The sequence below is a fragment of the Virgibacillus sp. AGTR genome, assembly GCF_016919725.2.
In the GTDB taxonomy this organism is placed as follows: Bacteria; Bacillota; Bacilli; order Bacillales; family Amphibacillaceae; genus Virgibacillus; species Virgibacillus salarius.
The window spans coordinates 1-12161 of sequence record NZ_JAJERH010000024.1 but is presented as its reverse complement, the minus strand read 5'-3'; the positions used below and the strand labels follow the sequence as shown (position 1 = coordinate 12161).

Sequence of the window (12161 nt, the reverse complement as noted above, 5' to 3'; positions counted from 1 at the left end):
TTTTTATATCATAAATCTAGGGTCTTTAAAAAGGCTTATCATTTGCCTCCTGGGAAGTATCGAAAATTAATGTCGGATGTACTGAAAAATAAGGAGGAATCTTATATGGATAATCAAGTGAAAGGTTGGTTTTTAAGTGGGTCGGACCCGTTTAATTATGAGATGGGAATGGATCGGGAGGTCGTACATTGTGGAAAATCATCAGGCTATTTAAGCTAAAACGGTGATTGATTCTTCAAACTTTGCTACGATGATGCAGCAATTCAAAGCAGATAAATTTATCGGAAAACGAATGAGACTATCTTGTTTTTTAAAAACAAAAGATGTAGACACTTTTTCTGGTATGTGGATGAGAGTAGATAATGCTTTTGATGATGTTTTACAGTTTGATAATATGAGTAATCGCCCTATCAAAGGGACTACGCAATGGAACCGATATACGATTGTTTTGGATGTTCCTTCTGAAAGCTCGGTCATATCATTTGGAGTTATATTAACGGGTCAAGGCATTATATGGGCAGACCAATTTCGTTTTGAAGAAGTGGATAAAAATGTGGCAACAACTAATTTGGAAATACAAACAGAATTATTGGATGAGCCAGTAAACCTATCATTCGAGGAGGAAATTAGTTAAAGCGGATGTTTTTTCTAATCGAATTCTTGGGTTCTAAACTTGACAAAAATGTGTATCAATTATAAACTATTGGAAATTTCATAAAAGGAAACACGATGATAGGGAGTATTAAGGATTATTATTGTTAAGAGAGCTGCCGGTTGGTGTAAGGTAGTCAATATAACCCCAACTCGCCCTGGAGTGGTAAGGCTGATATGTAGGTCTTAACGGTTAACTCAGTAATTGGTTAATGAAGTGGATTTGTTTTGTAAATGAATCAAAAAGAGTGGTACCACGAAAGTAAAGCCTGTCGTCTCTTATGGGATGATGGGCTTTTTTATATGATAAGGAGGGAGTACAATTGAAAATACAATATCCAACTCCCCTACAAAAAGGGGATAAAATTGCTGTTACTGCTATTTCAAGTGGTGTAGAAAGACCGTTACATATTTTATTAGAGGAAGCAAAAAGTAATATGGAATCCCTTGGGTATCAAGTGGAATTGGCAGAAACCGTATGGACTGAAGAAAAAGCAAGAAGTGCAACAAAAGAAAAAAGAGCAAAAGAATTTATGGATCTCTATATGGACCCGACAGTTAAAGCAATTATTCCACCGTGGGGTGGACAATTTTCATTAGAAATTTTTCCATTGTTAGATTGGGAGAAAATCAAGAAGATGCCTCCAAAGTGGATACTAGGATATTCCGATATTAGTACAATGAACTTTGTGTATACAACAATTACTGGCAATGCATCAGCCCATGGAATAAATTTTGTGGAGATGTCTGCACCAACTTTAGATGAAACAAGTAGTGGTTGGGAGCGTGTATTAACAGCTAATCAGAAAGAAATTGTTACACAGCAATCATCTTCTAAATTTCAGTCTTCATGGGAGAAGGTGTTTAAAAACCCGGCAACTGGCTTCTATTTGGATAGCCAAACGGAATGGAAAAGTCTCAATACGAAGGAAACTTTCTCTGGAAGATTGTTAGGTGGTGTCATTAATACACTTCAAAATATTCATGGTACACCATTTGATCAAGTGGAAAATTACCTAGATACGTATACAGAAAATGAAGGGACGATTTGGTATCTTGAAAGTGTTGATATGAGTGCAGCTGAGATTTATCGTGCTTTGTGGCAAATGAAAGCGAATGGATGGTTTAAAAATACAAATGGTGTCCTAATCGGTAGATTAAGTGGATATACTCCTACAAAGGATTATCAACTAAAGGATGTATTGATCGATATTTTCTCTAAGGAGAATATCTCATTTATTTACGATGTAGATACAGGTCACTTACCTCCACAACTCACCTTAGTCAATGGTGCTTTGGCACAGGTATTCTATGAAAAAGGTGCTGGGAAAATAGATATACATTTTAAATAAAAATAAACTGGAAGCGATGACGGTAAGAGAAATGAAGGAAGGAGGAGGGAATGGGTATGAAGAGCTTATCGAGGTTCTGGCTACCTTGGGTGCTAGGTGTAATCGTAGCAGTAGTTGCAATAAGCTTGTGGAATAAAAAAGAGATAGATTGGGATCATATTATGACAATGAGTATCGCTGGATTAATTGGTATGTTGATTGCAACAGGAATAAAGATGGCTATAAAAATGGCTAATAGCAAATCTAGTGAATAGTTGTTTGCAGGCTATATTGGAATGCAAAAAGTTGTACACTATAGTTAGTAAAGAAAATGGTGCTTTTAAAGTAAAATGATTAAGATTTTGACTATCGCCAATGGTATAGCCTATTTATTAAGCTATATTGGTGATAATCATGCGGTCCTTTAGGAGGGATCGCTTTTTTATGTAACTAATCGGCTTAGGTTGACTTCTTTTAAATTACAATGTAATATATAAATTGCAAAAGTAATATATAATTTACATTGCGTAGGTGAATGTATGAAAAACAATGTGAAAATAGCAAGAATAAAATTATCGATGACGCAAGCACAATTAGCCAAAAAAGTAGGCGTAACAAGGCAGACAATAGGACTAATCGAGAAGGGAGTATATAATCCGAGTCTCCAACTTTGCATTGCCATAGCAAAAGAACTTCATAAAACGTTAGATGAATTATTCTGGGAGGTGGAAATGTAATGAAGTCATGGCTATCGTTTTTATTACCAAATGACGAATATAAAGAAAAAAAGATTCTTTACTTTTTATCAGAAGGATCCATTGTTCTACTGATAGCGTTATTTAGTATATTTATCAGTAGTCGGTACGTATTCAATTTTCAGCTCGATATAGAATTTGCTTTGTTTGCTTCTATATTCATTTTTTTAGGATATGTTCTATTAAGGTATATTATATCTGGTATGGAATATACAGATGTTGCTACAGAACATGCCTACAAGAAAGAGCTAAAGCATATTTTTAGCAGGACATGTAGTTTTGGGATTATTTATATGTTGCTCTATTTCATTTTTGTCGGTATCCCAAGTAAGCAAAATGAATGGGGAGAGCTTTTGGGATTACTTTTAAGTATTTGCCTCATTTGGTTTATTATAAGTTTTATTTCCTTAAAGATCTCCTATAAAAAGAATAAAGAATTGTTATAATTCATTTTACAGACTAAAAAAGAGCGAGCAGCCTACCAGTACAAAAAAGCTTGTAGAAAACATAGGGGTTTATTTACAAGCTGGCGATTCTTCAACAGAGGAATCGTTATTTTTTTGTCTTTACCTTATTATTTGATAGCTGTTATTTTTGTAATCATTTCTCATAAGGTGAAACGTCATCCCCAATATGGGGAAGTGGGGGATCGACTGTCAGTAAATGTCCGATTAGTTCGAAGGCTTTTAGGTCATACCCTTGTGGTACGAACAATCTGTGTGGGATAAAACAAACCCCCACTGTTTGAGGTTTCACTTTAATGAGGGATGTCATTTTTCTCTTTTATATCCAGATTTTAAAATGGGTAACATGTTATTCTATGCCTTTCTATAATTCATTTATAAATGAGAAGAAGGAAATTAGTAATAATCTATCGAATTCTAAATTTTCAGCATAAAAATTTAGAAGAGGAATGTGCTATTGAAAAGATTAGTAATTATTACAGTTGGTAAAACACATAGCGGGAAAACTACATTTGCTAAAGCCCTTGAGCAACAGCTACATCATTCATTGGTGATCGACCAAGATAACCATGCTGAATTCATCAACACCTATTACAAACCCTTACTACCAAAACAAGGGCCCAATGCTATTAAATACACGATCACACAATCAATTGTTAGTTATGCTGTTCAACAAACTAATTTACATCTCATTCTTTGTAACTCAAATCGTTCTCGCAAGGATCGTTTAGAACTGCTTTCGTATTTTCAACGTAACGGTTTTACTAGCATTCTTGTTAATTTTGATATCCCTGATCCTATTCTGCAAGAGCGAGTGATTAAAAGTCAGCGCAGTACAGCTATATTTAGGTTTGTTTCCAATTTTGAAGAAGTGCTTACGCGACAACAAGCGGAAACGGATAAGGAGGATATAAAAGCACCATTGATAGACGAAGCAGATCATTTATTTGTAATCAAAAAAGAGACAGAAGTTCAGTCTGTTATTCAAAGAATAGTAACTTTGGAAGCAAACGTATAACCTATGTATCACCGACTTGGATTGTAGATAATTTAATCAATAATCGAGTTACGGAATCCAATCTAATAAAAACATCGGAGCTGAAAATGATGAAAAGAGAATTAGAAAAAGCGATTCACTTACGTAAAAATGGAAACCATAAAGAATCGAATGAATTGCTCATCAAACTGGTACAGCAATTTCCTGAAAATGCATCGATAAATTATCAATGTGCTTGGAGTTTTGACTTACTAGGAGTAGAAATACAAGCTGTACCTTATTATGAAAAAGCGATTCAATTAGGGTTATCATCAGAGGAGTTGGAAGACGCATTATTGGGGCTAGGGAGTACGTATAGAACATTAGGCGAATATGAAAAGTCAAAAGATACATTTCTAAAGGCTATCGAGTTATTTCCTGATAATCGAGCCATTCAAACGTTCTATTCAATGACGTTATATAATCTAAGTGAACATAGTAAAGCAATGGAGATATTACTAAACTGTCTAGTAGATACGACAACTGATGAAAAGATAGAACGCTACAAAAAAGCAATTAATTTCTATGCTAATCAATTAGATAACATTTGGAAGTAGATTAGAACATGTAGGTTTGGAGTGATTACATGGTAATTAGGACATACGAAGATAATGATGAGAAAGGCTGGTTGCGATGTCGAGTATTATCATTCCTGGATACTGCTTATTTTGATGATGTACGAAGAGAGAAGGAAAATTATGCTCATCCATCTGTTGAACTAGTTGCAGAAGAGGGTAACCAGATTATAGGTATCATGGATATTGAATGTGAGCAGAAACCAAATACAATCTGTTCTAATGAAAATATAATTAGCGGAATGATTTGGCATATTGCAGTTCATCCAGACTTTCAAAGAAAGGGAGTTGCTACAGCACTATTAGACAAAGCCATTAAATATCTTAGAGATATGGGGATTCGTCGAATCGAAGCATGGACACGGGATGATAGATGGGTGAACAGCTGGTATGAATCAAATCATTTTATAAAAAAGGATGCTTATTTTCATGTTTATATAGAGGGGAAAGAGGTAGAAGGCACGCTGAAATCAGAAGTATTACAATTAACACCAGTTTCCGCATGCGCCCACTATACAGGTAACAACGAAGAAATCTTGAATAGATTTAACAGAGTCCATGAATGTAGCATGTATGAGCTAATATTAAATCATGAGCAACGCAATAATCATTAATTTTTGGTTCTATAAAGGTCGAAATTCATCAATGCCTATAAAAGTGCCAGTTCAAGACTTATCAAGAGGGATTTTCCTCCTGTTCGTAAAAAGTTATGGAAAGAAATGTTTTGGTCAAGAAGTTTTTGTTTGTTGACGACTGGCGGTTCGTCAGCTACCAAAAGTGGCGATTACCCGAGAAACCCCCCACTTCAAGCAACCCGTAAGGGTGGTTAGTGGTGGGAGTAGTTCACGCTTGCGAGTCATTATTGTAGGTTGGTGGAAGGGATTTCACCTTATGGGCGTATAAGACTCGTTTAACAATGGTAAAGGTGAGGGAATATTTCAGATGAAACATAAAAAGGAGAAATCAAATGAGGGATATACTATATTTAAACCAATAGGAGTGAAGGTAGAATATCCTATTGTCGATTTAGAGAAAAAACAAGTAACTGGAACTGTATCATCTCATGACAAAATTTATTTAACCGTGCTTGTAGATTTAAAGGCAAATAGAGTCCATGTAAAGGGGAATGTGGAAGGATTAGAAAATAATACGATGGACAACAACGCTTATACAAGCATGATTAAAGCCGAAGCTAGATTTTTTGTTGAGAACCATATTTCTAATCCGAAAGAGTACTATAATCAGTTCAAATAATTGAAATTTCACTTTATCCCGCATATAACTTGCAGTAAGCTCCCACTTCAAGCAATAAAGTGAACCAATATGGATAAGAGGGGGGCAACTGCCAGTAAATGTCGAATTGGTTTTAGGACCTTTAGTTCATACCCTTGTGGCACGAACAATCAGTGGGGATAAACCAAACCCTTTAACTGATTGATGTTTCACTTTATCGGGTTTCTTATTGTTAATGAATTTAAGCTTGAAAATATGCTATGACTAAAATGCATAAAAAGATGACCACGAATTTATGTCGTAATCATCTTTTGAAAGTCTTGGTTTATCTGTATTTGAAAACTGAACGAAATGATGTGTGTTTTTCCGTACGTTATAGATCAAGAGTTTTGATCTATTCCATTAATGGCAATGCTGTTAATGATTTGGGCAATTTGCTGAGGTGTTTTATCCATGTTGTTGGCAAGCCAATGTTTAATGACGTGAATACTTCCGCTTATAATAAATGTACTTATGTATTCAGATACAGCCGCATCATTTTCCTGACAATCCATCCACGTAGTAATGAGAAAGCTACGTGCTACTTCCATTACTCTTCGCTCAAAAGAAGTATCCCCATTTTCATTTAATAGGACGTTACAGATATCAGACTTTGAAACGATATACTCCAATAGTCTTTCTGTTGTTTGTAACGACTTCTCGATTTCACTAAAATTATGTTGACTTAAATAGGTGTTCATATCTGCAATGATTTCTTCTTCTATTTGTCTAAGTAAATCAAATTGATCTTTGTAGTGTGTGTAAAAGGTAGAACGGTTAATATCGGCTTGCTCACAAATTTCTTTAACGGTAATTGCTGCGATTTGCTTCGTGCTTAACAAACTAATTAAACTATCCTTCAATACCATGCGTGTATATTTCTTTCGTCGATCTAATTTCGGGTTCATACATTGTTCACACTTTCTTTACATTGATATCCAACATTTCAAAAAAATCTGTTGCTTTTTATACGTATGTTTATAAACTGTTTGTTGTTAATCCAACACGGTGTATATTATAATAATAAAAGATTTGAATTAACGATGCAAGAGAGGATGAACACTGATTGAATGGACAGCGCAGATACTAAGGCATAAAAAATCGGTTGTACTTACATTTGTGATATTGGCAGCTATTTGTGTTGTTGCCCAGTTTGCCGTATCAGTTAACTACAATATGGTAGATTATCTCCCGGAGGATGCACCGTCTACCGTTGCCATGGAAACGATGGATGCAGAATTTGATGGGGCGGTTGCAAATACCCGTGTGATGATGAAAAATGTTAGTATTCAAGAGGCTTTAGCAGTAAAAAAAGATCTAGAAGCCATTGATGGCGTCTCAGAAGTAACGTGGCTGGATGATGTAATCGATATAAAAACACCAGTAGAAATGGCAGACGAAGATACGGTGGAATCCTATTACAAGAACGGGAATGCACTGTTTTCTTTTCATATTGCTGAAGGAAAAGAAGTAGATACGACAGATGCAATCTACCAATTAATTGGTAAAGACAACGCGATGTCTGGTGAGGCACTTGATACAGCAACATCACAGAAAATGACTGGGAAAGAGACGATGTATGCTGCAGCATTGCTAATACCAATTATTATTTTAATTCTTATCCTATCCACAAGATCATGGGCTGAGCCGGTATTCTTTTTAACAGCAATTGGAGTTTCTGTACTTATTAACTTGGGTACCAATGTATTTATTTCTGAAATATCCTTTGTTACACAATCTGTTGCACCAATTTTGCAACTTGCCGTATCGCTCGATTATGCTATATTTCTGCTGCATAGTTTTTCTGATCACCGAAGGGAAGTAAATAGTCCAGAAAAAGCGATGCAACTAGCGATGAAGCAATCTTTCCCTGCAATTGCAGCAAGTGCTTCTACAACGTTCTTTGGATTTATTGCATTGACCTTTATGGATTTCGAAATCGGTGCAGATTTAGGTCTCAATTTAGTAAAAGGTATCTTACTTAGCTTCATTAGTGTAATGGTCTTTTTACCAGCACTAACCGTAATGTTTTATAAATGGATTGACAGAACACAGCATAAACAATTATTGCCGAGCATTCCTAATGTCGGGAAGTCGCTGATAAGACTACGTATTCCAGCGCTAATTATTGTCATGGTTTTGATTATCCCAGCTTTCTTAGGACAAAGTCAGACTAATTTCATGTATGGAGTTGGTGATCAGCCAGAATCGACCCGTGCGGGGAGTGATTCGATAAAAATTGAAGACAGTTTTGGCAAACATACACCAATGGTTCTATTAGTTCCGAAAGGAGATCTTGCCAAAGAGGAAAAGCTGGTAGATGATTTAAATGAATTACATGCTGTAAAAAGTACTGTATCCTATGTTGATTCAGTTAGTGCTGCTATACCACCTGAATATTTAGATGAATCGGTAACAGATCAGTTCTACTCAGAAAACTATAGCCGGATTATCTTAAATTCGACTATTGATGCTGAAGGTGAAGAAACATTTGATTTTATTGATGAAGTAAAAGCAACGGCAGCAGACTATTATGGTGATGATTATCATGTGCTAGGAGAAAGTGTAACTCTGTATGACATGAAGCATATCGTAGAAAAAGATAATACAGTCGTAAACGTACTGACGGTTATGATGATAGCAATTGTCTTACTGGTTACGTTCCGGTCGATTTCACTTCCAGTAGTATTATTAGTAACGATTCAGTCGGCTGTATGGATTAATTTATCCATTCCATACTTTACAAATACATCTCTCGTATACGTAGGGTACTTGATTATTAGTACGGTACAGCTTGCGGCAACAGTTGATTACGCTATTTTATTAACGGAAGCATATAAAGAAAACCGCAAGCAAATGACCGCTAAGGATGCCATCCGAAAGACCATTAATGAAAAGATATTTTCCATTGGAGTTTCTGCTTCCATTCTTTCCAGTGTTGGATTCATTTTATGGCTTACGTCAACGAATCCGATCGTATCGTCCATTGGACTATTGCTGGGACGAGGTGCGTTATTAGCATTTGTAATGGTTGTCTTACTCCTTCCGGCATTGTTACTCGTTTTTGACCGAATAATTGAAAAAACCATATGGAAACCAAATTTTTATAAGGGGAAGTGATGAAGTGCGAACAAAAAAAGTAAGTCTTGTGATATGGAGCGCAATTCTTGTATTAGCTTCCTTTCCGCCAGTTACGCTCGCCACTGAAAAGTCAGATAAGGAAGATGCTACTACTCAAAACGATGGAGCGTTCTCTTCCAAGGATGAAGTCATATATGGAAATATGGATGCAAATGGAATGATGCAGGATTTGTATGTAGTGAATACATTTCGTGTAACAGAGCCAGGAAAAATGATAGATCATGGGGATTATACAGCTATCAGGAATTTAAGTAATTTGCACGAAATGGAAAAAAAACAGAATAATACCGTGCATTTTCAAGCAGATGAAGAAGAATTTTATTATCAGGGAAAAATGGAAAACCAGCCATTGCCATGGGATGTTTCTATCACCTATTTGCTGGATGGAAAAGAAATCGAACCAAATGATTTAGCTGGAAAAAGTGGATCTTTGGAAATCCAATTATCGACATCAAAAAATGAAGAGGTAGATCCTGTATTCTTTGAGAATTATATACTACAAATTGCCATTACACTTGATCCGGCAAAAGCGAATAACATCCAAGCTCCAGAGGGAACGGAAGCTAATGCTAAAAATAAGCAAATTACCTTTTCGGTAATGCCTGAACAAGAAGAAGAGGTAATTGTATCAGCAGATGTCACCAATTTTGAAATGCAGCCAATTGAAATAAACGCAGCGCCTTATTCCATGTCTATTGAAAGTCCAGATATCGGTGGCATGACTGGGAAAATGCAGGATTTAGCTGGAGCGATTAGTGAAGTTAATTCAGGTGTTGGTGAGTTAAGTCTTGGAATTGATGAACTCAATCAAGGGGCAAAGGAAATAAGTAATGGTTCAAGTGAATATCGAAGCGGTATCAAAGAGCTAGATCAATCCTCTAGCGTATTAGTTAATGGGTCTTCTTCCATTCAGGATGCAATAAAAAAGATAAATAAATCTGTTCAAGCGAGTACTGGGAATTTAGATCTTAGTCAGCTTCAAGAATTACCAGCAGGGCTCCGTCAAGTTGCTGGAGGCTTGAAAAAAAACGCTCAAGGTATTGACACGTTAAAAGAAAACTATAGCAAAGCATATCATAAGTTGGATGAAGCAATCGCCAATGTTCCTTCCTATAATATTAGTGAAGCACAGATAAACAAGTTATATGAAAGTAATGCAAATAAGGAAGTAGTTAATCAATTAGTAGAGACATATAGAGCAGCAAATGCTGCAAAACAAACATATAATGCAGTTAAAGGCGCATTTGGAAGTGTGACAGATTCACTAAATCAATCTGCTAGCGGCACAAGGGAAATGGCAGCTAATTTAGAAGCGATGGCATCAGAATTAGAGAAGGCTCTTAAAAACATGGATGGAATGGATGCCATGGCTCAGCTTCAAGAAGGATTTTCTTCTCTATCTTCCGAATACCAATCTTTCCATAATGGGCTATTAAGCTATACAGATGGTGTAAGTAAGCTGGCATCTTCGTACGGAAAGCTAGATACTGGTATACAAGAACTGGAAAAAGGAACCGCTGCAACCAGTGATGGTGCAAATGAACTGCATAAAGGCACCAACGAGTTACAGGAGGCGACGAATGATTTACCAGGACAAATTAAACAAGAGACAGATGAGATGATGGAGGAATATGATAACTCCGATTTTGAGCCAAAGTCTTTTGTATCTGACCAAAATAAGAATGTCGAAGTTGTTCAGTTTGTCTTGCAAACAGAAAGCATTAAAATTCCAGAACCTGAAATAACCGAGGCACCGGTAAAAGAGGAAAAGGGGATTTGGGAACGATTTTTAGATCTTTTTAGATAAAAGATAATAAGCCTCCTTACTTGGAAAAGTGGGGAGGCTATTGTATCTACTGCTCTGTTCTAACATTTATCTCTCCATTAATGAAATAGTTAAGAAAAAATATACATAAAAATGACAGAGGGTTCTGCAATCTGACTGTAGAAATATATAAGAACACTAGATATAGGAGTGTTAAAATGAAAATTGCTGCTCTTTATGATATTCATGGGAATTTACCAGCACTCAATGCAGTGCTGAACGAGCTTAAAGAGGTACAACCGGATTTGATTTTCATTGGAGGAGATATTGTTTCTGGTCCTATGCCAGAAAAAACGTTAGAACGCTTGATTCAGTTGGGTGATAAGGCTCGCTACATTCGTGGGAATGGCGATCGAGAAGTGGTGATGGCCTTTGACGGTGAGTCGCTCGAACATATGTCTGAAAAAGGTAGTGAGAAGCAACAATGGGTCGCCAATCAACTAACTAGCTCCCAACGCGATTTTTTATCTAAAATGCCAACAAAGAAAACGCTTTATATTAAGGGGTTAGGTAATATTTTATTCTGTCATGCTACCCCAACTAGCGATGAAGAGATATTTACACCCCATACATCAAAGGAACGCCTCGAAGCCATTTTTAATGATGTGAACGAACCAATTGTAGTATGTGGACACACACATATACAATTTAAGGCAGAGGTTGGGGATCTATGTATTCTTAACGCGGGAAGTGTAGGAATGCCATTTGCAGATGAACGTGGTGCTTATTGGCTCTTACTCAGTTCTCAGGGATATGAATTTCGACGTACGCCATATGACGAGGAAGCAGCTGCCAAAGAGATAGGTGCTAGTAATGATCCGCAGGCTCAAGCGTTTGTTAACACATATGTTCAGAATGTAATGACAAAGAGTAAGGGAATGGAAATCTTAGAAAGCTTGGTAAAGAAACGCTGATTTTCATGCTTAGTTAAGTATGATCGTCAATGTGGTCGGCATTTCAGTAGATACAAACTGGATCTTATGGTACCTAGCTTTTTTTTAAAAAGTTAAGAAAGTATAAAATCAGTGCAATGACTGCGTTAAGCCAAGTAATTATTTTGAAATGTTTGATGTATATTGGCAATGCTCCGACTAATTACTTCGCTTTCCGC

The 12161-nt window shown here is 36.3% G+C and carries 12 protein-coding genes, 2 pseudogenes and 1 other annotated feature; of the genes and pseudogenes, 13 read left to right on the top strand and 1 reads right to left on the bottom strand.

The window, feature by feature from the left end; all coding sequences use genetic code 11:
• Positions 1 to 15: 15 nt before the first annotated feature.
• From JUJ52_RS10725 to JUJ52_RS10680, 10 genes and pseudogenes are all read left to right on the top strand, one after another.
• Positions 16 to 634: pseudogene (locus JUJ52_RS10725) on the top strand (AraC family transcriptional regulator); the annotation flags it as partial.
• A gap of 86 nt (positions 635 to 720) precedes the next feature.
• Positions 721 to 934, top strand: a binding site (T-box leader).
• A 40-nt stretch (positions 935 to 974) separates the two neighbouring features.
• A complete protein-coding gene (locus tag JUJ52_RS10720; protein ID WP_205389629.1) occupies positions 975 to 2003 on the top strand; it encodes a S66 family peptidase in 1029 nt (342 codons plus the stop codon).
• 56 nt (positions 2004 to 2059) lie between these two features.
• Complete coding sequence (locus tag JUJ52_RS10715) at positions 2060 to 2257, top strand: hypothetical protein (RefSeq protein ID WP_121604669.1); 198 nt, start codon at positions 2060 to 2062, stop codon at positions 2255 to 2257.
• Positions 2258 to 2521: 264 nt separating this feature from the next.
• Complete coding sequence (locus tag JUJ52_RS10710; protein WP_026679735.1) at positions 2522 to 2719, top strand: helix-turn-helix transcriptional regulator; 198 nt, start codon at positions 2522 to 2524, stop codon at positions 2717 to 2719.
• Entirely contained in the window at positions 2719 to 3183 is a 465-nt protein-coding gene (locus JUJ52_RS10705) for a hypothetical protein (RefSeq protein ID WP_026679736.1), read from the top strand. Before JUJ52_RS10710 ends, JUJ52_RS10705 begins: the two co-directional genes overlap by 1 nt.
• A gap of 475 nt (positions 3184 to 3658) precedes the next feature.
• On the top strand, positions 3659 to 4219 hold the full coding sequence (locus JUJ52_RS10700) for an AAA family ATPase (RefSeq protein ID WP_026679738.1): 561 nt from the start codon (positions 3659 to 3661) through the stop codon (positions 4217 to 4219).
• Positions 4220 to 4308: 89 nt separating this feature from the next.
• Positions 4309 to 4794, top strand: a complete 486-nt coding sequence (locus JUJ52_RS10695; RefSeq protein ID WP_026679739.1) for a tetratricopeptide repeat protein — start codon at positions 4309 to 4311, stop codon at positions 4792 to 4794.
• A 29-nt stretch (positions 4795 to 4823) separates the two neighbouring features.
• Entirely contained in the window at positions 4824 to 5426 is a 603-nt protein-coding gene (locus tag JUJ52_RS10690; RefSeq protein ID WP_026679740.1) for a GNAT family N-acetyltransferase, read from the top strand.
• A gap of 18 nt (positions 5427 to 5444) precedes the next feature.
• A pseudogene (locus tag JUJ52_RS10685) lies at positions 5445 to 5642 on the top strand (transposase); the annotation flags it as partial.
• 112 nt (positions 5643 to 5754) lie between these two features.
• Complete coding sequence (locus JUJ52_RS10680; protein ID WP_026679741.1) at positions 5755 to 6066, top strand: hypothetical protein; 312 nt, start codon at positions 5755 to 5757, stop codon at positions 6064 to 6066.
• A 359-nt stretch (positions 6067 to 6425) separates the two neighbouring features.
• Here JUJ52_RS10680 and JUJ52_RS10675 read toward each other — a convergent pair whose 3' ends face one another.
• Positions 6426 to 6992, bottom strand: a complete 567-nt coding sequence (locus tag JUJ52_RS10675; RefSeq protein ID WP_026679742.1) for a TetR/AcrR family transcriptional regulator — start codon at positions 6990 to 6992, stop codon at positions 6426 to 6428.
• Positions 6993 to 7260: 268 nt separating this feature from the next.
• On the opposite strand from JUJ52_RS10675, the gene JUJ52_RS10670 reads away from it, so the two are divergent.
• From JUJ52_RS10670 to JUJ52_RS10660, 3 genes are all read left to right on the top strand, one after another.
• On the top strand, positions 7261 to 9204 hold the full coding sequence (locus JUJ52_RS10670) for an efflux RND transporter permease subunit (protein ID WP_226983645.1): 1944 nt from the start codon (positions 7261 to 7263) through the stop codon (positions 9202 to 9204).
• Positions 9205 to 9208: 4 nt separating this feature from the next.
• Positions 9209 to 11032, top strand: a complete 1824-nt coding sequence (locus tag JUJ52_RS10665; protein WP_205389630.1) for a YhgE/Pip domain-containing protein — start codon at positions 9209 to 9211, stop codon at positions 11030 to 11032.
• Between the two features lie 176 nt (positions 11033 to 11208).
• Entirely contained in the window at positions 11209 to 11964 is a 756-nt protein-coding gene (locus JUJ52_RS10660; RefSeq protein WP_121604676.1) for a metallophosphoesterase family protein, read from the top strand.
• Positions 11965 to 12161 lie beyond the last annotated feature (197 nt).

What these genes read in the sequence shown, in the direction of transcription:
- JUJ52_RS10675 (WP_026679742.1), bottom strand. Translation starts at nt 6,992, where the DNA reads ATGAACCCGAAATTAGATCGACGAAAGAAATATACACGCATGGTATTG.
- JUJ52_RS10695 (WP_026679739.1), top strand. Translation starts at nt 4,309, where the DNA reads ATGAAAAGAGAATTAGAAAAAGCGATTCACTTACGTAAAAATGGAAAC.
- JUJ52_RS10660 (WP_121604676.1), top strand. Translation starts at nt 11,209, where the DNA reads ATGAAAATTGCTGCTCTTTATGATATTCATGGGAATTTACCAGCACTC.
- JUJ52_RS10715 (WP_121604669.1), top strand. Translation starts at nt 2,060, where the DNA reads ATGAAGAGCTTATCGAGGTTCTGGCTACCTTGGGTGCTAGGTGTAATC.
- JUJ52_RS10710 (WP_026679735.1), top strand. Translation starts at nt 2,522, where the DNA reads ATGAAAAACAATGTGAAAATAGCAAGAATAAAATTATCGATGACGCAA.
- JUJ52_RS10705 (WP_026679736.1), top strand. Translation starts at nt 2,719, where the DNA reads ATGAAGTCATGGCTATCGTTTTTATTACCAAATGACGAATATAAAGAA.
- JUJ52_RS10680 (WP_026679741.1), top strand. Translation starts at nt 5,755, where the DNA reads ATGAAACATAAAAAGGAGAAATCAAATGAGGGATATACTATATTTAAA.
- JUJ52_RS10670 (WP_226983645.1), top strand. Translation starts at nt 7,261, where the DNA reads ATGGTAGATTATCTCCCGGAGGATGCACCGTCTACCGTTGCCATGGAA.
- JUJ52_RS10690 (WP_026679740.1), top strand. Translation starts at nt 4,824, where the DNA reads ATGGTAATTAGGACATACGAAGATAATGATGAGAAAGGCTGGTTGCGA.